At 67.0% G+C, this 25899-nt stretch carries 16 protein-coding genes; 4 read left to right on the top strand and 12 right to left on the bottom strand.

The window, feature by feature from the left end; translation table 11 throughout:
* The first annotated feature begins 47 nt into the window (after nt 1–47).
* Nucleotides 48–1457 (top strand): sugar porter family MFS transporter, encoded by a 1410-nt coding sequence (locus ACU5AX_RS15060; RefSeq protein ID WP_446691615.1) that lies wholly within the window; start codon nt 48–50, stop codon nt 1455–1457.
* Nucleotide 1458: 1 nt separating this feature from the next.
* Here the strand turns inward: ACU5AX_RS15060 and ACU5AX_RS15055 are convergent, their stop codons facing one another.
* Nucleotides 1459–3537 carry a GDSL-type esterase/lipase family protein gene (locus ACU5AX_RS15055; RefSeq protein WP_446691614.1) on the bottom strand — a complete coding sequence of 693 codons (2079 nt, stop codon included), beginning with the start codon at nt 3535–3537 and terminating at the stop codon, nt 1459–1461.
* Between the two features lie 240 nt (nt 3538–3777).
* Here ACU5AX_RS15055 and ACU5AX_RS15050 point away from each other — a divergent pair, with 240 nt between their 5' ends.
* Together ACU5AX_RS15050 and ACU5AX_RS15045 are read left to right on the top strand one after the other, a co-directional pair.
* Nucleotides 3778–6267 (top strand): glycosyl hydrolase 115 family protein, encoded by a 2490-nt coding sequence (locus ACU5AX_RS15050; protein WP_446691613.1) that lies wholly within the window; start codon nt 3778–3780, stop codon nt 6265–6267.
* A 31-nt stretch (nt 6268–6298) separates the two neighbouring features.
* A complete protein-coding gene (locus tag ACU5AX_RS15045) occupies nt 6299–7330 on the top strand; it encodes a cupin-like domain-containing protein (protein ID WP_446691612.1) in 1032 nt (343 codons plus the stop codon).
* Nucleotides 7331–7352: 22 nt separating this feature from the next.
* Here the strand turns inward: ACU5AX_RS15045 and ACU5AX_RS15040 are convergent, their stop codons facing one another.
* From ACU5AX_RS15040 to ACU5AX_RS15010, 7 genes are all read right to left on the bottom strand, one after another.
* Nucleotides 7353–9149 (bottom strand): glycoside hydrolase family 9 protein, encoded by a 1797-nt coding sequence (locus tag ACU5AX_RS15040; protein WP_446691611.1) that lies wholly within the window; start codon nt 9147–9149, stop codon nt 7353–7355.
* Nucleotides 9146–10150 (bottom strand): cupin-like domain-containing protein, encoded by a 1005-nt coding sequence (locus ACU5AX_RS15035; RefSeq protein WP_446691610.1) that lies wholly within the window; start codon nt 10148–10150, stop codon nt 9146–9148. The genes ACU5AX_RS15040 and ACU5AX_RS15035 overlap by 4 nt, the downstream gene beginning before the upstream one ends.
* Entirely contained in the window at nt 10147–11685 is a 1539-nt protein-coding gene (locus ACU5AX_RS15030; protein WP_446691609.1) for a tryptophan halogenase family protein, read from the bottom strand. Before ACU5AX_RS15030 ends, ACU5AX_RS15035 begins: the two co-directional genes overlap by 4 nt.
* The gene (locus ACU5AX_RS15025; RefSeq protein WP_446691608.1) at nt 11682–13316 is read right to left on the bottom strand and encodes a tryptophan halogenase family protein; all 1635 of its coding nucleotides are present in this window, start codon (nt 13314–13316) and stop codon (nt 11682–11684) included. The genes ACU5AX_RS15030 and ACU5AX_RS15025 overlap by 4 nt, the downstream gene beginning before the upstream one ends.
* Nucleotides 13313–14785: a tryptophan halogenase family protein gene (locus ACU5AX_RS15020; RefSeq protein WP_446691607.1), complete on the bottom strand. Its 1473-nt coding sequence runs from the start codon at nt 14783–14785 to the stop codon at nt 13313–13315. Before ACU5AX_RS15020 ends, ACU5AX_RS15025 begins: the two co-directional genes overlap by 4 nt.
* A complete protein-coding gene (locus ACU5AX_RS15015; protein WP_446691636.1) occupies nt 14782–16278 on the bottom strand; it encodes a tryptophan halogenase family protein in 1497 nt (498 codons plus the stop codon). The genes ACU5AX_RS15020 and ACU5AX_RS15015 overlap by 4 nt, the downstream gene beginning before the upstream one ends.
* A gap of 245 nt (nt 16279–16523) precedes the next feature.
* Nucleotides 16524–17012, bottom strand: coding sequence for a hypothetical protein (locus ACU5AX_RS15010; RefSeq protein WP_446691638.1), 489 nt, complete (start codon nt 17010–17012; stop codon nt 16524–16526).
* A 12-nt stretch (nt 17013–17024) separates the two neighbouring features.
* On the opposite strand from ACU5AX_RS15010, the gene ACU5AX_RS15000 reads away from it, so the two are divergent.
* Nucleotides 17025–20051: a TonB-dependent receptor gene (locus ACU5AX_RS15000; RefSeq protein ID WP_512701449.1), complete on the top strand. Its 3027-nt coding sequence runs from the start codon at nt 17025–17027 to the stop codon at nt 20049–20051.
* Nucleotides 20052–20151: 100 nt separating this feature from the next.
* Here ACU5AX_RS15000 and ACU5AX_RS14995 read toward each other — a convergent pair whose 3' ends face one another.
* From ACU5AX_RS14995 to ACU5AX_RS14980, 4 genes are read right to left on the bottom strand one after another with little or no spacing between them, the layout of a single operon-like run.
* Nucleotides 20152–20718: a hypothetical protein gene (locus ACU5AX_RS14995; RefSeq protein ID WP_446691606.1), complete on the bottom strand. Its 567-nt coding sequence runs from the start codon at nt 20716–20718 to the stop codon at nt 20152–20154.
* Nucleotides 20719–20768: 50 nt separating this feature from the next.
* Complete coding sequence (locus tag ACU5AX_RS14990) at nt 20769–21914, bottom strand: endo-1,4-beta-xylanase (protein WP_446691605.1); 1146 nt, start codon at nt 21912–21914, stop codon at nt 20769–20771.
* Nucleotides 21915–21972: 58 nt separating this feature from the next.
* Complete coding sequence (locus ACU5AX_RS14985) at nt 21973–23562, bottom strand: DUF5597 domain-containing protein (protein ID WP_446691604.1); 1590 nt, start codon at nt 23560–23562, stop codon at nt 21973–21975.
* 20 nt (nt 23563–23582) lie between these two features.
* A complete protein-coding gene (locus tag ACU5AX_RS14980) occupies nt 23583–25892 on the bottom strand; it encodes a glycoside hydrolase family 31 protein (RefSeq protein WP_446691603.1) in 2310 nt (769 codons plus the stop codon).
* Nucleotides 25893–25899 lie beyond the last annotated feature (7 nt).

Raw genomic sequence — 25899 nt, 5'->3', positions numbered from 1 at the left:
TATCAGGATGAGAGTCGTCAAAGGACGACCTGAGGAGGGGTGACATTATGGGCAGCCATACGTCGGAAGGTAGTACCAATATTGGCTTCGTTGCCGCGATCGTTGCGGTGGCGACGATCGGCGGGCTGTTGTTCGGATATGATTCGGGTGCGGTAAACGGCACGCAGGACGGCTTGCGCGCCGCCTTCGCCTTATCGGACGCGAGCCTGGGGTTCACGGTCGGTTCGCTGCTGATCGGATGTTTCGTCGGCGCCTTCCTCGCGGGGCGGCTCGCCGACGTGCTGGGCCGACGCAACGTGATGATGTTCGCAGCCGCCCTGTTCTTGGTCGGCGCGATCGTCCAAGGCGTCGCGCATGACCACACCATCTTCCTGATCGCCCGTCTGTGCGGCGGGATGGCGGTCGGCACGGCCAGCGTGCTGTCGCCCGCCTATATCGCCGAGGTGGCGCCGGCGAACGTACGCGGACGGATGACAACCATTCAGCAGGTGATGATCATCACCGGCCTGACGCTAGCCTTCGTCGTGAATTACTTTCTCGCCGCGGCGGCGGGGACGTCGACGGCGCCGTTCTGGGGCGGGATCCCGGCGTGGCGCTGGATGTACCTGTGTCAGGCGATTCCGGCGGCGGTGTTTTTGGTCGCCCTGTTTTTCATTCCCGAAAGTCCGCGCTTTCTCGTCTCGCGCGGGCGCCACGACGATGCCCTGGGCGTGTTGGCGCGGCTGTTTGGCCACAGCGTTGCCGCCGCCAAGCTGACGGAGATCCGCGCCAGCTTCTCGAGCGAACAGCCGCCGCGGCTAAGCGACGTGCTCGCGCCCGGCGCAGGGCTTCGGCCGATCGTCTGGGCCGGTCTGGTCATCGCGGTGTTCCAGCAGCTCGTCGGAATCAACGTGATCTTCTATTATGGCGAGACGTTGTGGAAGCTCGCGGGTGCGAGCGAATCGACCGCGCTCCAGCGCAATATCATCTCCGGCCTCGTTTCGATCGCGGCCTGTTTCGTTACGATCGGCCTCGTTGACCGGATCGGGCGCAAGCCGCTGCTGTTGATCGGATCGGCGGGGATGGCGGTCGCGCTGTTCGTGATGGTCTATGCATTCCATTCGGGCGTCATCGACGCGACCGGGCAGTTGCAACTGTCGCAAGCCAATGGCACGCTCGCGGTGATCGCGGCGAACATCTACGTGATCTTCTTCAACGCCAGCTGGGGCCCGATCATGTGGGTGATGCTGGGCGAGATGTTCCCGAACCGGCTGCGCGGATCGGCGCTGGCGGTATGCGGCTTCGCGCAATGGTTCGCCAATTACCTGATCGCGCAGAGCTTTCCAGTGATGGCGGCCAAGCTGGGCCTGACCGCGACCTATACCTTCTACGCGGTATCGGCGCTGATCAGCTTCTTCCTGGTCCAGCGCTTCATCCACGAGACGAAGGGCCGCGAGCTCGAAGAGATGGTGGGCTGATCTAGCGGCACATCGTGTCGGCGGGCAGGGGGGTGTCGGGGGGCACCGGCACACCCTTCGCCCGCGCCGCAGCCTCCAGCGTCGGGCTCGGGCCGGGCAGCGCGAGGTCGACCGCCGGCATGTAGAAGGGGTCGGCTTCCGCCGCGGGTAGCGTGGTGAAGGCGAAGCCCATTTGTTCGTACAAGGTCAGCAAGCGTGACAGCATCCGCGCATCGAACGCGCCGAGGTGCATCAACAAGACGTAGGGTATGTCACGTCCCAGCGCGTCGTGTGCCAATTCCCGCGAGCGCAGCGCCTGCCTGCGCGCGGCGTCGAGATAGCTCGTTTCCAGCATCCCAATCGCCGCCGCGTCCCGTTTGGCGAGGCAGCGCGCGTAAACGCCGTTCCAGGCGTAATCGGCAAAGCTCATCGTCACGGCCGCAACGCGGTATCCGCGGTTCCGCAATCCAGTGCGTACCGCGGACCTGGTCGTGAAATCCTGTCCTTCGGACAGGAAGGGATAGCGGAACCAATGCCAGTCGTGCGCGCCCGCCGCCGCCGCCAATGGCCCCTCGTTGCGGGCGACGTCGGCGAGGAACGAGCTTGCGCCGACCTGGGCGAGATCGAGGTGGCCGTAGCCATGATTGCCGATCGGCAGTCCGGCTCCGCGCCATGCCGCGAGGACCTGCGGCGCATCCGCCACGCCGTCGCCGAATCCTGCGTTCATGAAGCCGAACGCGGGCGAGCGATGCGCCGCGAGGGTCGCGATGATCGATCGCGCGATGCCCAGGCGCGTGGCGCCGGCAGGCAAGGCGCCATGTGCTGGAATGTCATCGAAGGTGATCGCGATACGCGGCCGGGATGACCTCGCTTTGCCGGTTGGCGCGCAATCGGCGGCCGCGCAGCCGCGGGCGAACAGCATTAGCGGCACCGCCGCCGCCATCGCGCGATATCCCTCTGGGCTCGGATGCAGATGATCTCCAGAATCGTATCGGGGCAGCAGGCGATCGGGGCGGGCGGGATCATGCAACGCGCCGTCGAAATCGAGGACGCCGTCGAAGGTCCCCGACGCGCGGATGAAGGTGTTGATCGCCTGCCGATCGGCTTCGCTTCGGGCATCGGGGTGATAATAATCGTTGCCGCCATAGGGGGTGATCGTACCGCCGAACACGGCGATGCCCCTCGCGTGCGCCCGGTTCGCGATCTGACGGTAGGCGGTGGTGATCGCTGCGACCAGTTCGCGGTGAGTCGCCGGGTCGGCCGGCGCGTCGCGGGTCGCGACACCGAGGTCGTTGACCCCCTCCAGCACGATTGCGGCCCGCACGCCGGACCGACCCAGGACATCGCGATCGAACCGCCCGATCAGGCTTGGGCCGATGCCGTCGCGCAAAATCCGGTTGCCGCCGATCCCCGCATTGACCACGGACCATCGCACGGGCGCGTCGACGGCGGCGAGGCGCCGGGCAAGCGCGTCGGTCCAGCGCGCATTGCTGTCATCGACGATGCCACGGCCGTCGGTGATCGAATCGCCGATCGCGACGAGCGTTCCGGTACGCGTGCTCTCCGCGACCTCAACATCCGCGAGCCACCACCATCCGCCGATACGGCGCGGCGCAGTGAGGGCCGGGGTGGCGGACTGGTTGCCTGCGGTGATGAAGGTGGTCGCTCGCGCACCGGGATGCCCGGAAAGCCGGCCTGATGGCGCCGTGAGGAACAGGCTGATCGCGACATCGTCGCCGGCAGCCACCGTTAGCGGGACCGGGTCGCTGTAGAGTTCCGCGCCCGCCGGGATGGTGACGACGGTGGCGCCGGAAAAGGTGAGCGGCCGAACCTGGGTTATTCCATCGTCACCCGATGCCCGCGCACGGGCCAGCGTAGCGGCCGTCACCGCCAGCGGACGGTCGCCGGCGACGTTCGACAGGCGGATCCGCACGCTGTTGCCGTCGGCGGAAAGATGGACGATCTGGCGGATCGTGACCGGCCCAGAAGCCGCGACGAGCGCGGGGTCCTTACCCTCCAAGGGCATCTGGGCCGAGCCCCACGCGGCGACCCAGTCCGGCCTCTGGATGGCGGCCGCAGCCGATAGTGTCGTCGTTGCCATTGCCACCGCGGCGATGTGCGCGGCAGCACGGATACGGCCGCGCCGTACCCTGGCCGGGCAAAAATGGAGATAGTGAGAGGGTGGCGTCCCGCGGGTGGGGCTTGTGGATAGCATTACCTTCGCTCGCTGATCCACGTGCATCCCCTTCCCATCTTATCTGTGATAGCGCTACCGTGTCGTCCACGGACCGTAGCGTCAAGCTTGAGCGCCGGGTGGCCGATGCGAGCGGTGAGGTGGACCATGACGGGACTGGTGTGGCGCATCGCCATGGGGCGGGGGCCGATGTGGGCGGTCTCGATGGTGACTATGCTCATCATGCCCACCGCCGCCTTGGGGGAGGCGTGTCAGGCACCGGTCGCAGCCTGCCTGGCCCCACAGACGGGCGCAGTCGCGTTATTGACCCCGGGGCGCATGACGGCGGTGGTGGTCGACCCGGAAGACGAACCCGGCGTTCGGATCGCAGGAGCTGATCTCGTCGCCGATCTGAGGGCGGTCGGGGGCGGCGATGTTCGCCTTTCCCGCGATATGACGGAAGCGACGGTGATCGCCGGCACCCTGGGCCACAGCCGGCTGATCGATGGGCTGATCCGTGCCGGTAAAGTGGATGTGACCGGACTGGCGGGACAATGGGAGGGCTATGTCGAACAGGTGGTCGCGCAACCGGCCCCGGGTATCGACCGCGCCCTGGTCATCGTCGGCAGCGACCGGCGGGGTACGATCTTCGGCTTGTACGACATCAGCGCGAAATCGGGGGTCAGTCCCTGGACATGGTGGGCAGACGTGCCGGCCCGGCGCCACGCCTCCCTCTGGTTGACGGCTGGTCGGGTAGCCGATCATCCGGTCGTCAAATACCGCGGCATCTTCATCAACGACGAGGAGCCGGCGTTTGGCGGTTGGGCGAGGGCAACATTCGGGGGCGTCAATCGGCAGGCCTACGCCCGGCTGTTCACGTTGCTGTTGCGCTCAAAGGCCAATTTCCTGTGGCCCGCGATGTGGGGCAAATCGCTGTGGCAGGATGATCCCGGCTCCGCGCCGCTGGCAAGATCGATGGGCGTTATCCTGGGCACGTCGCACCACGAGCCGATGGAGCGCGCCAACATCGAGTGGCGGCGCAGCGGTGGGGGAGCGTGGGACTATAGCAAGAATGCTCCCGCGCTGCAGGCATTCTGGCGCGCCGGGATCGTGCGGCGCGGCACGTCGGAAGACCCGGTGACGATCGGCATGCGCGGCGACGGCGACGCGCCGATGACCCGAGGCACCGCGATCCCGTTGCTGGAACGGATCGTCGCCGACCAACGCCACATCATCGCCGACGTGACCGGCCGGTCCGCCGCCGAGACGCCGCAGATCTGGGCGCTCTATAAGGAGGTGCAAGATTATTACGACAGGGGCATGCGCGTTCCCGATGACGTGACCCTGCTGTTCTCCGACGACAATTGGGGCAACATCCGCCGTCTGCCGTCTCCGGGGGTAGCGCGGCGCGGGGGGTACGGCGTCTATTATCACTTCGATTATGTCGGCGACCCACGTAATTACAAATGGCTCGATACCAATGCGATCCCTCGCGTCTGGCAGCAGATGGCCATGGCGCACGCCTTCGGGGCCGACCGGCTGTGGATCGTCAACGTCGGTGACCTGAAACCGATGGAATATGCCACCAGCTTCTTCCTGGCGATGGCGTGGAACCCAGACAGCATGACCGCCGCAGCGATGGCAGACTATCCGGCCCGCTGGGCTGAACAGCAATTCGGGGTGGCGCACGCCGGGGCGATCGGAGCGATGATAGCGCGCTACGGCGAGCTCGCGAGCCGCCGCAAGCCGGAATTGATCGATGCGGACAGCTATGCGCTCGCCACCGGCGACTGGGCGCGTGTTGTAGGGGAATGGACTTCGCTTGAGGCAGAGGCCCGGCAGGTCTACACAACGATACCGGCCGACCGTCATGCGGCTTATGACGAATTGGTGCTGCATCGTATCCAGGCGATGACGAACCTTCATCGCCTATACGAGGCGGTGGCGCAAAATCGCGCTGCGGCGCACAGAGGCGATGCCGCTGCGGCGACACGGTGGGCGGTCGCCGCCCGCCGCTATTTCGACGAAGATGGGGAGCTCGGCCGACGCTACGAGCAATTGGCGGGAGGCAAATGGCCCGAGATGATGGCCCAGACACACATCGGCTATGCCGGCTGGCAGCAACCCGATCGCGATATCATGCCCGCGCTCGCCACGGCCGCTGCGCCGGGTCCGGCCTTGAAGGAGAGCGTGCGCCCGTTTCTGACGATCTCCGCCGACGCGGGGCGGGCTCGCGATGGTGCCGGCTTTCATTGGCAGCGCATCGCCGGCTTCACCGCGGGGGGCGCGGCGATGATCGCCGGCCCCGTCATCGCCGCACCGATCTCGCGCCTGAGCAGCGATGGGCCACAGATTGCATATGACGTGACGCTTTCGGGGGGCGAGCGCGTATCGGTCGGCGTCGTCGCGGCGCCAGGTCTGGATGTGCGCGGAAGCGGGCATCAGCGTGTCGGTCTCTCGATCGACGATGGCGCGCCGCAGATCGTCGATCTGCTAGAGAATGCCAGCGATGCTGCGTGGCAGCGGGCGGTGATCGCCAATCGGCGTGTAGCCCGTGCGACCTTCGCCGTCGCCGGGTCGGGCCATCATGTCATCCGTCTGTGGCTGGTTGATCCGCAGATCGTCGTCGAGGGCCTCGAAATCGAAACCGCTAGCTGATGCGGATCAGCAGGCTTATCGGAAGTATCGCATGATCGTGATGCCGCCCCCCGCCACCGACCGCCGCGTCGCCGAGCGGCAGGCCGTCGACGCCGAGACGTTCGAGCGCGAAATTCTTCCCGATTACCGTCCGGTCGTGCTGCGAGGGCAGGCGAGGCATTGGCAGGCGGTGGCGGCCGCAGGCGGCGGCGATCGCGGCATGGCCGAGTATCTCGCGCGCTTTGGTGGCGGTGCGCCGCTGGAGACGCTGATCGGGCCACCGGACATCGACGGACGGTTCTTCTACGCCGACGATACGCTGACCGCGTTCAACTTCCATCGCCAACAGGTGCCAATCGGTGCGTTGGTCGCCGAATTGTTGCGCTTCGCCGAGGACGGCACCTCGCGACCGCACGCCCTTTATGCCAACGCCGCCACGGCGCCGGAACATCTGCCGGGCTGGCAGGAAGCAAATCCGCTAGGCCTGGGCATCGATGCCCCGGCGCGGCTTTGGATCGGCAACGCAACGCAGGTCGCCACCCATTACGACACGTCGATCAACATCGCCTGCGTGGTGGCCGGCAAGCGGCGCTTCACCTTCTTTCCGCCGGATCAGATCGCCAATCTGTACGTCGGCCCGCTCGACCATACGATGGCTGGGCCGCCATCGAGCATGGTCGATCCCGACGCGCCCGACCTGACGCGCCATCCGCGATTCGCCGAGGCGCTGCGTCACGCGGAAGTCGCCGAATTGGCGCCGGGCGACGCAATCTTCATCCCGCCGTTATGGTGGCACCATGTCCGATCCGCTGGCAGACTGAACGTGCTGGTCAACTATTGGTGGGAACATAGGTCAGGCGCGGCCTTCGTGGCGATGATCCACGCCATCGGCGCGGTGCGCGACCTGCCGGCCGCGGAAAAGGCGGTGTGGCGGACGTGGTTCGACCATTTCATTTTCGCACCGGATGCCGCCAACGCTGCGGATCACCTTCCGGAGGCCGCGCGGGGCATATTGGGGCCGCCAAGCGCGGCACGCAGCAACAGAATCCGCCAGTTCCTCGCAGGGGTTCTGGGGCGGGCGTGATGGGCCCGCGCGACCCGCGTGGCTATTGCGACGGCCCGAGGTCGAGATAGGTCGCCACCCACAGCAGCGGCGCGTTCCAGTTGATCGCGACCTCGTTGAGAGCATAGGCGCGGCCATCGTCGCGCCAGCAGCGCTGCGGCGCACAATGTCCGGCCAGCGTCGCGGCGACCGGATCGGCAAGCGCGGTGTTGTTGGCGCCGCCGCCCATGACACCGGGCGGTGGGCCCGGTAGACGCGGGTCAAACTGATGGGCCCAGAACCGATGATGCGGGCGCGTCATCATGTCCCAGCCAAAACCCGAGACATAGCTTCGGTCCAGCGCGTTGCGTCCCATGACGTAGTCCGCGGCGTCTATAACTGCATCGCGATAGTGCGCCTGCCCCGTAAATCGCGCCGCCAGCGCGAGAACGATGCCGCGGTTGAGAATGGCGCCGTTCGATCCCCAAGGATAGCGGACGGTCGCATAAGGGATGTGATACCCCGTACGGGCCTCATCATCGAGGAAGCGATCCGCCAGCGCAATGAGCTTCGCCCGCGCCCTGTCGCGGTCCGTCGCGGGGATGCCGGGCGCGGTCGCGAGCGTCACCGTTCCGAGCGCTGCGGTGCTGGCCCACCCCGGCTCGTCACCAAGCGGCGCGGCGTCGAGCGCCATGCGGTGCAGCGCCGCCGCGAGCTCGGGCATATGCGTCGTCGCGTACAGTTCGGCGGTCGCCCAGTAAAATTCGTCGGACAGGTCGCTGTCGCCATAGCCGCCGCTGCCGGTGAAGGCCTGTGCGGCATAGACGTCCGGGTTACGCAGCGCGGCTTGATAGGCCCGACCGGCGGCGGCGAGGCATTGGTGCGAGAAGGCGTCGTCAATTCCCCTCCACAGGCGCGCGCATTGTGCTGCGGTGGCGGCGAGATTGAGCGTGGCGGCGGTGCTGGGCGGATAAAGCAGGCGCTCCTCGCGATCGCCGGCGGGGATGGTGGGCAGCGGGGTCCAGTTGCGGTCGGCGACCTTGTGATGCGCCATGCCGCCGGCGTCGACCTCGCTCAGCGTCAGCCGGCCAGCGACTTGCCGTCCGAGCGGCAGTGCGAGCCGGACGCCGTCGGGAACCTGCATCGCCAGCAGGAAACGCATTTCCCAGCGTGCTTCGTCGAGCAGGTCGTTGATGCCGTTGCCCGCCTCGGGCAGCGCCGCAGCCCCGTCCGCGAAGGGCGGCGCCTTGGCGTTTGTTTCGTAGAGGTTCTGCAGCGTCCACAACGCGATACCGCCGTTGACGACGTATTTCCCCTGGTCACCGGCATCATACCAGCCGCCGGTCACGTCGAGGCGATAGGGGCAGCCCGGCCAGACCGTACCGTTCAGGTCCGGCCCCGTGAAGCAACCGGCGACTTCGTGGGGATGGCCGGCGGCACGCGCCCATTGCGCGCCACCGGCATAGCGTGCGTCGATCGCGATGCCGGCACGCGTCTGGTAGAAATAGTTGAGGGCTGCCCTCGCCAGGGGATGGTAGACGTCTGCCCTGATCGCGAAGGGATGGCTGGTCACGCCATCGACCGCGAACCGGTACGTGCCGGCGGGGACGGGCGACGTCAGCGCGATCTGGTGGACGTGGTCGCCCGAGGCCGGATCGTCGCCGAACACGATCGTCGTGCCCTGCGCCACTGGTCGTCCGGCCGCGTCGACGAGCCGCCACGGCAGCGGTCCTCGCGCGTCGTCCGCGACGATCGCGCGGATCGCGCCGTCGGGTCGGAAGCCGACCTGGTTCAGGTGCACCGACCGAGGTCCGGCGGCGCCGAGCAACAGAAGGGCAAAGGCGGTACACAAACGGTTCATGGTCGGCTGAGCTTTTCGAGGAGGGATGCGCGAAGACCGGCGAGAGCGGCGCGGTCGTTGCCGCCGAGCAGGCCACGCGCGTGATCCGGCAGGTGCGCCAGAGGATCGCCGTCCGCGTGAAAAACGAGATGGTCAAACATCGCCCGCCACGCCGCACGTTGGTCCTCGGGCGCTCCGTGCATGGCGAAGCGGGCGACGAGAAGCGCATCATAGGGGCTGACCACGGGCGGCGCGGCGGTATTCCACCAATAGTTGCACAGCACGTTGACCGCATCGAGCGAAGCGACCGCATGCCACCAGTGAAAGGGGATGTAGAGCGCATCGCCCGGTTCAAGCGTCGCCTGTTGGCCCGCCGCCTGGGCCTCGCCGAAGCGGGGGAAACGGGTCAGATCGGGCGCGTCCGGGTCCACCATGCTCACCGGCGTACCAGCGGGCGTCAGGTCGAATGGGCCAATGTACAGATTGGCGATCTGCTCGGGCGGAAACAACGTGAACCGCCGCCGCCCCGCCACCACGACCGCGATATTTTCCATCAGGTCGTAGTGCGTCGCAACGCGGATCGCATTGCCCAGCCAGAGCCGCGGCGCGACACTGCGATCGACGAGGTCTATCCCATGATCGCCAGCGAAACCCGGCAAGAGATCGTCGGCGAGGATCGACTGCACCGCCATCGCATAGGGACGCGGTTCGCCACGGTCGCGCAGCAAGCGGTCGAGGAACGGCGCGAGCGGCGATTTGCCGCGCGTGAAATTCAGTGCGGTGAGATCGGGCGTGTAGAAGAAGCGGCCTTTGATCGCGGGATCGCCGACGATGGCATTGACCGGCGCGTCATGCGCGAAGCCCTTGAGATAGTCGACCAGCGCGACATCGCCCGCTTTGGCACGCTCGACGGCCGGCCAGTCGCCGGCGAGCCCGCGGATCACGACGGGTTGGCGCGCCTGGCGGATGTCGGCGTCGAAGCGCGCGCGATCGATCGCGTCGATTTCGCGGATCGGCGTCATGCCGCCGCCCCGACCGGCGCCAATGTGCAGCCGAGCTGGCGCAGATACTCATCCTGCCGGGGCAGGTCTTGCGCGGTGTCCGCGATCACGTCGCGGATGGCGGCAAGCCGCGCCAGCGTCTCGTCATCCGGCAACGTGTCGGCGGCGGGGTGATAGCCGTTCGGCCGTACGCCCTTGCCGCTCATCACCGACAGCCAGCTCGCCTCCGCGAATACCTCGTGATGATCGCGTAGAATCCGGCCGTTTTCACGAAACATGGCGAGCTTGTAGGCAGTGCCGTCCGGCATAACGCGCGCGCGCATGTCGCGCCAGAATGCCGAATCGTCCCGCGCGCCGGCGGTGTAATGAAGCGCCAGGAAGTCGCGGATATCGCGGTATTCGCGCGCCATTTCGTCATTGAAGCGTTGCGTTTCCAACGGCGAGAAGGCGCGCGTCGGAAACAGCGTCAGCAGCCGGGCGATTGCGGTCTGGACGAGGTGTATGCTCGTCGATTCGAGCGGTTCGAGAAAGCCGCCGGCGAGGCCCAGGGCAACGACATTGCCGATCCACGCACGCCTGCGATGCCCCGCCGTGAAGCGCAGCGGTCGCGGATCGGCGAGTGGCGCGCCGTCGAGGTTGGCGAGCAGGACGCCCGCCGCCTCGTCATCCGACAGATGCGCGCTCGAATAGACATAGCCGTTGCCGAGGCGTTGCTGCAGTGGAATGCGCCATTGCCAGCCGGCGGTGCGCGCCGTGGCGCGGGTCAGGGGCAGCCGGGTCGCCGCCGGGCCGAAGGCGCACGGCACCGCCCAGGCCCGGTCGCACGGCAGCAATCCGGACCAGTCCTCGAAGCCGGCGCGCAGCCGCTCCTCGATTAGCAGCGCGCGAAACCCGGAGCAGTCGAGGAACAGGTCGCCCGCGACCCGTCGTCCATCGGCCAGGACGACCGCGTCGACATGACCGGTCTCGCCGTCTTGCTCGACGTCGACGACGCGGCCCTCGGAACGGGTGACGCCCCATCCTTCCGCGAGGCGCCGCAGCAACCGGACATAGAGCGCAGCGTCGAAGTGAAAGGCATAAGCCAGCGTCGACATCGGCGACTGCGCCAGGTCCGGGCGCGGATGGCCGAAGCGCCCGCGATAAGCAGTCATGGCGTTGAGCGAATATTGTTCCAGGGGCGTCGTGTCGCCCAGCGCCCGCGCTTTCAGCCAATGGTGGTGGAAGGCGACGCCCTGCATGTCGAGGCCGTAGGTGCCGAAGGGATGGACGAACCGGTCGCCGAGATGCGTCCAGTCGCGAAACTCGATTCCCATCTTGTACGTGGCGTCGGTCGCCCGCAGGAAATCGCCCTCGTCGAGCCCGAGCAATGCGTTGAACAGGACGATCTGCGGGATTGTCGACTCACCGACGCCGACGGTGCCGATCTCGTCGGATTCGACAAGTTCGAACGACAGGCCGGACGCGCCGCCCATGACCCGCGACAGGGCGGCGGCGGCCATCCACCCGGCAGTGCCGCCACCGACGATCACCACGCGGCGCAGGCGATCGGCCCTCACAGCGGCGGCGCCTTGCCCGGTGCGACGTCGAAGGGCGATGCGGCGCTGAATTCGAAGAAGGGGACATCGTCCCCCGCCGCAGCGCGGGTCGGCACGACAGGCGCCGACATGGCTGGCGCCAATGGCGAGGGGGCCGCCTGGCGGAGGAAGTCGCCGTGCGTCGGCAGGCGCAGCGCGGTGTCGTGATAGCCGCGCCGCATCTGTTCCATCGCATGCGCGACTTTGTCCTCGTCCAGGGCGTCGACGGCGGGTTCCCAGCCCGTCGGAACGATACCCTGGCCGAGGCATACGGCAACCCAGCTGGGTGTGCTGAACAGTTCGTGCCCGTCGCGGAACAGCCGGCCCTTGCCGCGCCACAGGTTCAGCTTGCGTTCCAGGCTATCCGGGATCGGCATGGTCCGCACCCGGTTCCAGAACGGCGTGTCGTCGCGGCGAGTCGCCTTGTAGTGCAGGATGATGAAGTCGCGGGTGTCCTCATATTGCTCCTTCATCTGCCGGTTGAACTCGTCGCGCTCCGCGGGGTCGAAGCGGCGATCCGGAAATAGGGCGATCAGCCGCTGGATGCCGGTCTGAACGAGATGGATGCTGGTCGATTCGAGCGGTTCGATGAAGCCCCCGGCGAGCCCCAGCGCGACGACATTGCCGCGCCAGCTTTCGCGCCGCCGGCCCGCCTCGAAGCGCAGGTGCCGCGGGGTGCCAAGCTGTTCCCCTTCCAGGCTGGCCAGCAACTGGGCCTCGGCATCGTCGTCTGAAAGATAGTCGCTGCAATAGACCAGGCCGTTGCCCATCCTGTGCTGCAGGGGAATGCGCCATTGCCAGCCCGCGGCCCGCGCGGTGGCGCGGGTGAACGGATCGGGTTCGCGCGGGTCGGGCAGGGCGCATGGCACCGCGACCGCACGGTCGCAGGGTAGCCATCGGGCATAGCTTTCGTAGCCGGCGTGCATCGCCTCCTCGATCAGCAGCCCGCGGAAGCCCGAGCAGTCGATGAACAGATCGCCTTCCAACCAGTCGCCGCTGTCGAGCGTCAGCCGCTCAACATGCCCCGTCTCACCGTTGGTGGCGACCGATACGATCCGGCCCTCGACGCGCTGGATGCCGGCCTGTTCGGCATAGGCGCGCAGATAGCGCGCATACAGCGAGGCATCGAAGTGGAAGGCATAGCGCAGGTCGCGTACCGGCGATCGCGCCTGATCGTTGGCGCGCCCGAATTTGCCGAGTGCGGCGGCAACCGCGGACATCGACCAGGTGGCGATATCCGGCAGTTCGCGCCTTGCCCGCTCGCGCAGCCACAATTGGTGGAAGTGGACGCCCTGCAGATCCTGGCCGTGGGTGCCGAACGGGTGGAAATAGGCCTCTCCCAGCCCACCCCAATTGCGGAATTCGATGCCCAGCTTGAACGTGCCGCCGGTCGCGGCCAGGAACGCGTTTTCGTCGATCCCCAGCATGCGATTGAATTCGATGATCGGCGGGATCGTGGCTTCACCCACGCCGACGATGCCGATCTCCTCCGATTCGACCAGCGTCACCTGGGTGTAACCGTTGTTGAGGAAGCGCGCGAAGGCAGCCGCCGCCATCCAGCCGGCGGTGCCGCCGCCGACAATCACGACGCGCCGGATCGCATGTTCGTTCATCGGGAAAGCCGTTTCGCTTGCGCCGCGCGATAGGCGGCATGGGTTGGCACTTGGGACAGCGCCGCAGTGATGCGGGTGCGGATCGCCGCCATCGCGGCGCGGGCGTCGCCCGGCGGTATCATGTCGACGAGCGGGTCGATGCGGCGGGGGATGCACCCCTGGCCGATCAGCATCGCCGCCCAGCTGTCGCGGGTGAACGTTTCCTCTTCATAGAAGGGCAAGCGGCCGCGCTCCCGCCATTGAGCCAGCGTGTGCGCCAGGCTGGCGGGCGGGGCCGCCGCGGTGACCGAGCGCCACAGCGGATCGTTGCGACGGGCGGTACGCCAATGCGCAGCAAGGAAGTCGCGGGCGCGATAGGCTTCCGCCAACGACTGCCGGTTGAAATCCGCAGCCTCGACCTCGGCCGGCGAACGCCCGGGCAGCATGGTCACCAGCCGGTCGATCGCGCTGAGCGCCAAATGCAGATTGCACCATTCGAGCGGCTCGACCTCGGTGGCGGCGTCGCCGACCGCGATGCAATTGCCCCGCCAGGGTCGGGGGCGGGTACCCGGCCGGATCCGGATGGGTGTGTCGGGGGTCTTGGCCACGGCGTTGCGCAGCGTCCGTCCGGCCTTGCCGTCTGACAGGCTGGCCGAAGCATATGCGAACCCGCTCTGCACGCCGCTGGTCCAGCGCCAGCCGGCGGGATGCGCCTCGACGGTCGTGAGCAGGCGCGGCGCGTCATCGCCCGGGGCCAGCAGTACGCGATCGCAGGGCAGCCAGGCGGACCAATCCTCCCGATCCTGGTCGATCGCGCCGCGCAACTGCGCCTGCGGCCCCGTGGCATCGACGAACAGCTGGGCGTCGAGGCGCTGCCCTCCGTCGAGCGCGACCTGGGTGATGAACCCGCGCCCGTCGACCACCGCACCGGCGATGGTTCCCCGTTCCTCGCGCACCCCGACGTGCAGCGCGAAGGCGCGGATCATCGTCGCATAGGCCGCGATGTCGAGGGTTAGGCCATATTCATGGTCCCCGAACGGCGTGTCGGTGGCGGGCGGGACGAAGCGGTCGTCGCGGGCGAGCGCGGCGGCGGGAGCATAACTGTCGAACGGGGCTGCCTCTCCGAGTGCCGCCGCGCGCATCCAGTGCAGATGAAAGGATGTCGAGCCGAAGGCGTGGCCATAGCGATCGTAGGCGTGGACATAGTCAGGCAGCCCCTCTGCCCAGCCCACGAACATTGTGCCGAGCCGATAGCCCGCGCCGGTGCGGACGACGGCGTCGCCCTCGCCGATACCCAGATCCCTGTGAAAGCCGGGTAGCGACGGCAATGTGCAGGCGATCCGATCGGCGAGCGCATCCGGCACTGGCGGCGTGACGAGGATCGTCACGTCGAGGAACGGCGCGCGGCGTTTCAACGCCGCGGCGGCGCACCAGGCGGTGATACCGCCACCGGCGACCAGCACACGGCGAAGCACGCCTGCCTGGATCATGCCGCATCCACCATCGGGCAGAAGCGATCGATGAAGGTGCGATGGTCCGGCCGGCCGGCGACGTCGGCGGCGATTTCGTCACGCAAGGCCTCGACGCCATGCCGCAGGTCGTCGGGCGCGACGATATCGGCCCGTGGATCCCATCCGTCCGGCACGATGCCTTGGCCGAGATAGACGGCGACCCAACTCGCATCCAGGAACACGCCCTCGCGATGCTTGACCAGGCGTGCACGGCGGCGCCACAGTTCCAGCTTCTCGGCAAGACTGTCGGGGATCGGCATGGTGCGCACGTAATGCCAGAACGGCGTGTCGGTGCGCGTAGTGGCATGGTAATGAAGGATCAGGAAATCGCGGATGCGGTCGTATTCCAGATCGATAACGCGGTTGAACTCGTCGCGGTCGGCGGCGCCGATCACGGGCTCCGGAAACAGCTCGACGAGGGCGGTGATCGCCTGCTGGACCAGATAGATGCTGGTCGATTCGAGCGGCTCCAAAAAGCCGCTGGCCAGTCCGATCGCGACGCAATTGCCCACCCAGCTACGCCGGCGCCGGCCGGCGCGGAAACGCAGCAGCCGCGGATCGGCGATCGGCGCGCCCTCCACCACCGCCTCCAACGTCGCCTGCGCCTCGGCGTCGCTGGTGAATGCGCTGGCGTAGACGTAGCCATTGCCGGTGCGGTGTTGCAGCGGGATGCGCCACCGCCAGCCGGCAGGCATGGCGATTGCGCTGGTATAGGGGGTCAGCGCCGTTCGGGTGCGACACGGCATCGCCACCGCGCGATCGGTGGGCAGCCAGTGCGACCAATCCTCGAACGGCTCGGCCAGCGCCCCGCCCAGCAGCAGCGAGCGGAAGCCCGAACAGTCGACAAACAGGTCCCCTTCGATGCGCTCGCCCGATTGCAGCACGACCGCGGCGATGTCGCCGCGGGCGCCGTCACGCTCAACGGCGGCGACGGTCCCCTCGGTGCGGACCGCGCCCATCGCCTCCGCCAACTCGCGCAGATAGGGAGCGAACAGCAGCGCGTCGAACTGATAGGCATAGCCGAAGGTGCCGGCGAGCCGACGACGATCCGGATCGGGATGGTGGAAGCGACCCTGCCGCGCCAGCGTACAGGCATAGGATAGAGCGTCGAGCGGTGGCATCGCCGCGCCGCGGGCGATCAGCCGCACCCAATAATGGTGGAAATCGATCGCGCCGGTGCCGCGGCCGAAGGTGCCGAACGGGTGGATATAGCTGTCGCCGATCCGGCCCCAGTCGCGAAACTCGATGCCCAGCTTGAAGGTCGCGCGGGTGCGCGCCATGAATTCGGCCTCGGCAATGCCGAGCCGCTCGTTGAAGGCGCGGATATGCGGCAGCGTCGCCTCGCCGACTCCGACGACGCCGATCGCCTCCGACTCGACGAGCCGGACCGAGCATCGGGTGGGCAGCAGCCTTGCCAGGGCGGCGGCCGTCATCCAGCCCGCGGTTCCCCCGCCGACGACCACCACGCGCATCTTGCCGCCGCCTTCCGTCACGCTGGTTCCTGCTCCCGTCCTGCGCCACGGTTCGGGTCGTGGTCGCGCTCACACGCTTCGTGCCGCGTTTGCCGCAGCCCCGTCAATCGTTGCGTGAAAATCACAGTATTCGAAAATTCCGCCTTGATCGCGGCTAAATGGTAACGCAAACATTGCGCAGGTCGAGCGGGTCTGCTTGACAGGATCGAAGACCAAGAAGGCGCCATCAAGGACGCCGGGGCGTTTTAGGGGAGGATCACGATGCGCTTCGTCGCGCCGTCGAACAGCAATAGCCACACCATCGTCACCCTACTGCGCAGCGCGTCCGCTACCGCATTGTGCATCGCGGCGATCAACGGCGTCGCCCAGGCGCAGGACATGCCCGCCGCCGGTGCCAGCCAGTCGCCGACCGGCGCCAAGGCCGGAGAGGGTACAGCCGGTGCCGCCACCGGGCCGACCTCGTCCTCCACAACCGGCATCGCTGCGGCCCAGGCGGCCAGCGATCCCCAGGACGGCACCACCGCCGCGACCGACGACCGCGGCCGGGGTGGCGACGACATCGTCGTCACCGGTATCCGGCAGAGCCTCGCGAACGCGCAGAACATCAAGCGCAATTCCGACACGGTCGTCGACGCGATCACCGCCACCGACATCGGCGCGCTGCCCGACCGTTCGGTGACCGAGGCGTTGCAGCGCGTGCCGGGCGTCGCGATCAGCCGGTTCGCCGGTACCAACGATCCCGACCATTGGTCGAGGGATCGGGCGTCAACGTCCGCGGCCTCAACTTCGTCCGTTCGGAATTCAACGGTCGCGACGCATTTTCGGCAGGTATCGGCGGTCAGTCGCTCAATTTCAGCGACGTGCCCGCCGAACTGCTCGGCTCGGTCGAGGTGTACAAGAATGCCACCGCCGAGCTGATCGAGGGCGGCCTTGCCGGCACGGTCAACCTCAACACCCGTAAGCCGTTCGACAACAGCGGCTTCCACATGGGCGTCGATGCCGAGGCCAATTACGGCGATTTCGAAAAGAAGTGGTCGCCGACCGGATCGATCCTGGTCAGCAACACCTGGGAGACCGGGATCGGCAAGATCGGCCTGCTCGGCGATCTCAGCTATTCGCGCATCCGCAGCCGCGCCGACGGCATCCAGGTGACGAACTTCCAGACCCGCGACAACGGCACCGCGATCGCCGCGAACACGACGAGCACGACGGTGTGCCGCAACCCGTTGCCGGGGACCACGGATACCTCGACGCTGCCCGCGGCCGGCGCCGCCTGCGGCACCGCAAGTACGGCGGGCGCGGACGGCCTGCTGGACCCGGCGGCGGTGCGCTATGCGCCGATCGGCGGCCAGTTCCGCAGCCAGGACTTCGATCGCAAGCGCGACGGCCAGGCCGCCGCCTTCCAATGGCAGAGCAACGATGAGAAGGAGCTGCTGACGTTGCAGTTCCTGCGCAGCCACACGACCAATTCGTGGGGCGAGCATACGTTCGAGTCGGCGCCCGACCTGTCGGAATACAGCACCTATCCGTTCGGCTGCGCGAACAACACGAATGGGCCGGGGGGCACGACCCGCGCGGAATGTCCGACAGGATCGACGCGCAATTACGCCTATGACAACACCGGCCTGTTCCAGAGCGGCTACATCACCTATCCGGGCAGCACGGCCTATCGTGGTCCGGGTCCGAACAGTTCGACGGGCTTCGTCCCCGCCGGCGGCGTGCAGCAGTCGTTGTCGCGGCGCCAAGTGTTCGAAGAAAATACCGTCAATGACTTCGGTGCCAATTTCAAGGTCAAGTTTAACGATCATCTGTCGATGAACCTAGATGGCGACTACACGCGCGCCGTCCACGACAACCTCGATTTCTCGGTATTCGGCTCGACCTTTGCGGACTCGGAACTCAACATCACCGGCAATCTGCCGACGGTAGTGCCGCACAAGCCGGCAAACCTCAATTACAACTGGTCGGGCGCCGCGCCAAATCCGATCGTGGCCGCGCAGACCGACACCCAGTATTTCAACGACCCGCGCAACAGCTTCTGGCGTGCGGCGATGGATCATATCGAGCATAGCGTCGGCCGCGAATATGCGTTCAAGGGCGATTTCGATTATAAGTTCGACGATGGCAGCTTCTTCACGCACGCCAAGTTCGGTGCGCGGTATGCTGACCGCACCGAAACCGTTCAGTACAGCGCCTACAACTGGGGCGCGCTGAGCGAGGTCTGGTCGGGCAATGCGCCCGTGTCGTTCGCTCAATCGCCTGCCAATTCCGCTTTCTATTCTTACGACAATTACTTCCGGGGGGCGACCAACGCGCCGCCGGGGGCCTATTACTACACCGGCGATCTGATCAACAATTATGCGCAGTCGGCGGCATATTTTCAGCAGATTGGCAAGATTTGGACGACCACCAACGGCGCGAACAGCCTTGGCACGTCGGTCAGCACCTGCGACGCCAGCAACGCCTGCACGCCGACCGCGACCTGGTTGCCGGCCGGACAGCGTGCCGGTGTGGTGCCGGGTACGTCTTACCTGCCGTCCGAGATCCAGCGGGTCACGCAGCAGGACAAGAACCTCTACGGTCAGCTGAACTTCGCGACGCCGGGCTCGCTGTTCGGAAACGTCAAGATGAGCGGCAACGTCGGCCTGCGCTACGTGGTGACGGACGTGACCTCGGCCGGCAGCATCGGCGCGCCGACGCAGCAGCAGACGGGTACGGACAATACGTACCAGCAGCGCTGCCTGACTCCGCCGACCAACCTGCCAGCGGGCGCGCCCGATCCACGCGTGTCGGGTGCCTGTACGCTCGGCGAGGCCGGCTACAACGCGCTGCGCAACTTCTCGACGGGCCAGACCACGCCAGAGGTCGCGCGGACCAACTACAGCTACCTGCTGCCAAGCGCGAACCTGAAGTTTGGCCTGACCCGCGACCTGATCCTCCGTCTTGCCGCGTCGAAGGTGCTGACGCGGCCAGATCTGGCGAACATCCGCGACTTCCTGACCGTCGGCTTCGATTCGACGGGCAGCAACCTGTCGGCGACGGCGGGCAATCCGTATCTGAAGCCCGCTACCGCCTGGCAGTTCGACGCCACGGTGGAATGGTATTTCGGTCGCGTCGGCCAGCTGTCGATCGACGGCTTCTACAAGTCGGTACACAACTTCTTCTACCAGCAAGTGTTCAATCGGTCGGTGACCAGCAACGGTATCACCCAAAGCGTGTTGGTGCGTGGCCCGGCCAATTACGACGGCTATGGCAAGGTCAAGGGCGTCGAGGTCGCTTATCAGCAGACTTTCGACTTCCTGCCCTCGTTTTTCAGTGGGCTGGGCACCAGCCTGAACTATTCGTACATCGACAGTTCGGGTCTGCCTAATTCTTTCCTGAACGGCGGCACGCCGCAGGCGACGTCGAACATCAAGCCGGGCAACCTGCCGCTGGAGGGGTTGTCGAAGCACAACTTCAACGCGACCGTCTTCTACGAGAAGGGCCCGATCTCGCTACGTGCGGCCTACAATTGGCGGTCCAAGTATCTGCTGACCGCCGCGGACGTGATCTTCCCCTACACGTCGATCTATCAATCGGCGGGCGGGCAGCTCGACGCCTCGGCATTCATCAACGTCAACAAATACGTGAAGATCGGCGTTCAGGGCGTCAACCTCGCCAACCAGGTGGTCAAGACCGAGCAGGCCTATATCAGCGGGTCGAATGCGACGGCGCCACGGTCCTATTTCGTCAACGACCGCCGCTTCTCGTTCATCCTACGCGGCAACTTCTGATCCGGACGCGGCGGAGCGGAAGCTCCGCTGCTGCCGATACGCCACGAAAAGAGGCGCGTCCCGACTGGGGCGCGCCTCTTTGCTTGATCGCAGCGGACGATCAGTTGCGAGGCAGTTTCGACCGGTCGAAGTTCGGACCCAGGTCGAGCAAGAAGGCCGGCCCGATCTCGATCACCTGCTTGGCGCCGGCAAGCTGGACGGCGATCCGTGCCTTGCCCGGGGCGAACGCCTTGGCGGTGACGCCGCTGGCGAAGAAACGCTGCCAAGTCGGGCCCACCTGCACCGTCTCGTCCGCAATCGGTTCATAGGGGGCATCGGCGGTACCGGCGCCGATCGGGATCGGGACGTGCTCGCCGGCCTTGGCGTCCGGTGCGCGGAGATACACCATCGCCAGCAGTGTGTCGCCCGCCGCCACCGGCTTGATCGTCGGATATTGCGCGCCCGCGTCCCACGGATGCGCGCCCGCGCGTTTTACCTGGACGCGCACAGCTGCCCCGCCCGGCACGTCCGTTGCCGGAACCTGTTTGGCGGTCTGGTCGGCGCCATAGACGGTCCAGCCGATGCCGGGCTGGTTCACCGCCTTGTCGAAGATGCTCGCGGGCGGGTTCGACTGCGCCGCCGCGATCGCCGCGGTCGACGCCAGCGTGAAGCCAAGCGCTGTTTTCATCCTTTCCCTCCTGTTTTCCGTCGGCGTTGATCGCCGGTTTTCCGATCGTCTCAGCGTGGTGCGGCGGCGGCGAGCGCGGCGGCGACCGCCGCGCGCATCGGCTTGGGCCGCAACGCGTCGTCGTACAACGTCGGGCGGCGGCGTGATCCGTCCGATCGCGGCTCGAACCCCTCGATCCAGCTGTATCGATCGGCCAGACCCCAGCACAGCACGTCGCGGATCTGCCGATAGGCGAGGGTGATGTCGAGGTAGCCGCGGGTGTAATCCGCCACCGCCCGATCACGGAGGACGATGTCCGCGGGAAGGCCGTTGTCGCGCACGTCGAGCTCGGTGATGATCAGGTCATATCCCATCGCGGTGACCGCATCGAGGAACCGTCGCCACGCCCCCTGTTGTCGCGCGATCGTCGCACCGATGGCACTACCTTGAGTGATCAGGTGAGACTGGATTCCCAGCGCATCGACCGGGGTGCCGCGCCGACGAAATCCCTCGAGCAGCCGCAACACCCCGGCGCGGTGCGCCTCGTTATGCGGTTCCCAGCTCATATAGTCGTTGTAGACCAACTGCGCCTGCGGCGCGGCAGCGCGCGCGGTATGGAAGGCCAGGTCGAGCGTGGGCTCCGCCCCGCCGATCGCGCGTGACAACGAGGTGTCGTACAGGGCGCCATCAGACGGCCGCACCGCCTCGTTGACGACGTCGTAGCTGCGGATCCGCGTTCCGTAACGCGCGAGGATCGTGCGGATGTGCGTCGTGAGAAGCCGTTCGCCCTCGGCGTGCGGATCGGTCCCGAAGTCATAGGCGTTTAGCCAGGCCGGAAACCACTTGGGTTGATGCCACAACAGATTGTGACCGCGTACCGCGATGCCGTGCTGCGCCGCCCACGCGACGATCGCATCGAAGCGTTCGAAGGCGAAGCTGGTCGGAGTCGGGCGAAGCCACTGCCACTTCATTTCGTTTTCCGGGACGATGACGCCGCACTGGTCCGCGATCAGTCGGGCATAGGCCGGATTGCCGCCCTTGACGCCCTTGGCGCCCTCCGGCTGAATCGTATGCCATGCGACGGCGGTGCCGAACCGCAAGCCGCGCCCCTTGGCGATCTGCTCCAGCGATCCGGCCGGTGGCGTAGCGATCGCCGGACCGGCGGCGATCAGCGCCGCCGCGCCGCCCAATGCCTCTCGACGGGTAATGTGGGTCACGCTCGCCCCTCTCCGGCTTTGTTCTGATAACGCTATCATCGCATGGCATTTCCAGCCGTCAAGGGAGCCGGTGCAAGGTGATGCGGAGGAGCGTCGGCGAAGCGAGATTGAGGCCGTAGTCCGTCTGGTCGCCGTTCCAGATGCGGTTGGCTACGAAGCCGCCATCGGGGGCCAGACGGCCTTCCTCGACGCGCAAGATCTCGCTCGGCCGGCCATCGGCGGGGGCGAAACGGACGCGCACGTCGCGTCCGGCAAGCAGGAACGTATCCGGTGCCGTCTGTGCCGCGACCATGCCGCCGACCGGCCGCCCGGCCGTCGGGGCGGGGTCCGCTTTCAGGAAGGTCCATTCACGCTCGCCGAACGGCCAGAGACCATATTGCGCGGTGATCGTCCAGCCGCCCAGCGTGCCGTGCTGATCGGCATCGTCCGTCCCGCGCGCCGTTCCCCATAGGGGATGCGCCATTGCGACGCGGGCCCATCCTTCCGCCTGCGGCGCGAGCAGTGCATAGGGGGCCGCGAAGGCGTCAAGCGTCGCCTCGTCGAGCGACTTCGCACCCAGCGGATAGTTGATGTACCCGCTGGCATCCATGCCGAAGGGCGCAAAGCCGATCGCTCCTCGGCCGAGCGCCGGCCACAGGAACCGCGCATAGTCCGCGGCATTCCCGATCTCGGGGACCAGCAGTGGATTGTCGGGCCGCGCGTAGCGCGCGAGAATGGCGGCGACCTTGTCGGCGTTGCGGTCGTAGATGTCAGGCGCGACGAGGCTGAGATGCGGCGCGGCGGCCTTCCACACCGCGATCATCGACAGATCCGGGCCGCCGCTCGCGCCCGTCTCGGTGCCGGGGGCCGCGGTGGGGTCGCTGAGTGCGGCGTTGGCGTACATCGGCACGGCCAGTTCGGCCTGGCCCGCCGCGGCGACCTGATCGACGTAGCGCGCGACATGCCAGGCGTTGAATGCCGTTTCTGCGCGCGGCCCAAACAGTTGCGACCAGCTTCCGCTGCGGCCGAGGGCGCGGGAAAGCGGGGGCGGGACGGGACCGGCGAACAGCCGCGTCGCCTCCGCCGACAGATCGCGCTTCTGTCCGTAGACGCCGGTTTCGTTTTCGACCTGCACCATGATAACGCGATGGTCCCGGTCGGTCTCGGCGAGATGATGCATCAGTGCGGCAAAGGCGCGGGCATCCGCCACGCGCGTCGCCTCGCCGTGCGGCGAGAGCGTGACGCTGGGGCGCCCGTCGGCGGTGACCACGCGCGGAAAGCGCCGGCGGTCAAGCCGCACCCAGGCGGGCGCATAGCTCGCGTTGGTGTTCTTCCACGTCCCGAACCACAGCAGCACCAGGCGCATTCGATGCTCGCGCGCGCCGGTCAACAGGGCATCGACCCAGGCAAAGTCGAAATGGCCTTCCTCCGGCTCGATCTGTTCCCAGGCGACGGGCATCTCGAGTGTATTGCCATGAAGCCGTTCGATCACCGGCCACACCTTCGGTAGCATGACGGGAGAGTTGCTGGAATTGTTCGCCTGCGCACCCAGCATCAGGAACGGCCGACCCTCGACCATCAGGGCGTGGTGGCCGTCCCGCGACACGATGCGCGGCAGCGGCGTCTGGGCGACGACCGTCGCAGCCAGCGCGGCCGTGGCGACCGTCACGATCCGAACCAGCCGCCCGATCACCGCCCCACCACCCGGACCAGTGGCGCGAGCGCTTGACCGGTCGGCAGAACGCCGGTCGCGCTGAGGCGCCCGCTCTCCTCGTCCCATACCAGGGTCGCGCTGCGCCCGCGGCCGGCCTTGTACCCGTTGGTGGTGCCATCGTCGTCGTACAGCGTGAAGCGCGCGTCGCGCCCCGGGAAAACGCGGATGCTGTCGAGCGGTTGCGCGGCGGCGGTGTTGGGAATCGTCGAACCGATCGGCACGATCGACCCCGCCCGGACGAACAGCGGGATATGCTGGATCGGCGCGGCCGCAGTGATCCACTGGCCGCCGGCGTGACGCGCGTTGGTCCACCAGTCGTACCAATCGCTGCCCGCAGGCAGGTAGACGCGGCGGCTGGTCGCGCCCTGTTCGGTCACCGGCGCGACGAGGAAGGCGGGGCCGAACATATATTCGTCCCCGAGCGTGCGGGTGATCGGATCGGCGGGAAAATCCATGAACAGCGCCCGCATAAAGGGGGCGCCGCTTTTATAGGTCGCGTGACCCAGAGCGTATATATACGGGATCAGGCTGTAGCGGAGGCGCAGGCTGTCGGCGAGGATCGGTTCCGCCGCGCCGCCATAGTCCCAGATCGCCGTCGCGGGTCGCTGGCCGTGGATGCGCAGCGTCGGGGTGAAGGCATTGTACTGGAACCAGCGGACGAATAGTTCGGGATAGTCGCGGTAGGACGGCGCCATCGCCGTCGCACCGGCCGGATCGACCAGCACCGGGCGTTCGGCCGCCGGCCCGTTCGGCCATTGCCAGCCGCCGGTGTCGCTCGACCAATAGGCGATGCCGCTTGCCGTCATGCCGAGGCCCGCGGGCATCTGGCGCCGCAGCGCCTCCCAAGTCGACTGGACGTCGGACGACCAGAACAGGCAGCCATTGGCCTGTGTGCCCAGATAGGCGGCGCGGCACAGGATCATGTTGCGCAGGTCGGGCCGGTCCTGCGCCGATCCGTCTGCGACGCTGGCGGTGTGCAGCAGCGGGAAGACGTTGTGGTACCGGTCGCCTGAACCGATCGCATAAAAAAAGCCGTCGGGAACGAGGTCCGGCTCGGTTTCGTCGAGCCAGGCAAAGTCGAAGCCGGTGCTGAAGATATTGTCGCGGATCTTGCCCCAATACCATTGCCGGGCCTGCGGATCGGTGGTGTCGATCAACGCGCCCGCCCGATCGGATCGGATCGCGAGACCATCGACGGGTTTGCCGTCCTTGTCGTGCAGCAGCCAGCCCTTGGCAGCGAGATCGTTGAAGTAGCGGCTTTCCTTCTCGAAACGCGGCCAGATGCTGACGATCGAGCGAATGCCGGCGTCGTGCAACTGGCGGTTCATGCCTGCCGGGTCGGGAAAGGCGGTGCGGTCGATGTCGAGCTGCCCCATCCGGGTCCAGTAGAACCAGTCGAGCACCATGACGTCGAGCGGCAGCCCGCGCTTGCGATAGCCGTCGGCGACCGCGAGCAGTTCGGCTTGCGTCTCATAACGGGCCTTGGACTGGATCAGCCCGAAGGCCGCCTTGGGCGGCAATGGCGTGCGGCCGGTGAGCCGTGCGTAACCGGCGTACAGGTCATCTGCGTCGCGCCCGGCGATGACGAAGAACGACACGCGCTCGCCGACGTTCGACTGGAAGCGCGTTGCGTTGTGCAATCCCGGCGAGACGATCGTAGCGGAGGGGTTGTCCCACAGGATCGCATAGCCCTTGTCCGTAACCATGAACGGCACGCACACCGCCTCGCCGACGGGGCGATCATAGTCGTGGCGGCAGTCGATGGTGCGCCCGCGCAGATCGAGAATGCCGTCCTGATACTGGCCGAGGCCATAATAGTGCGTGTCGGGAGTGTCGGAGAAGCTCGCGCCGACACGAAAGGTGTGTTCGCCCGCGACGTCGTGCGGCGCCATCTCCCAGCCGGTCAGTCGGGTGAGTGATGATCCATCCGGCCGGGTTAGGTCAATCGACACGGGGGGCAGAGACGGCGCGAAATACCGCTCCATCTGGCTAGGGGGCTTGGGCCAGGGTTGTGACGGGATAGTCACCGTCAGCCCCGCCGAGACGAAGACGTCGCCCTTGTCGCTGGTGTGATGGGACCAGCCGTCCGCGTCGGGCTTGCCGCTGATACCGAAGCCCGGCGCCGCATCAATCTGGGAACGGTCCGTCGCGATGGTGACACGCACGATACCGGGGCCATAGGGCTCTACCGCGACCAGGGCGCCGTTGCGATCGACAGACCCGGTGGGCGCCGCGACGGCGGGGACGGCAAGGCCAGCGAGGAGCACCGTAAGGAGCGGCCTCATCGGTGCG

It is taken from the genome of Sphingomonas benefaciens (assembly GCF_052907485.1).
Note: the sequence above shows the minus strand (reverse complement) of the source record. Positions and strands in the feature narration are given on the sequence as shown.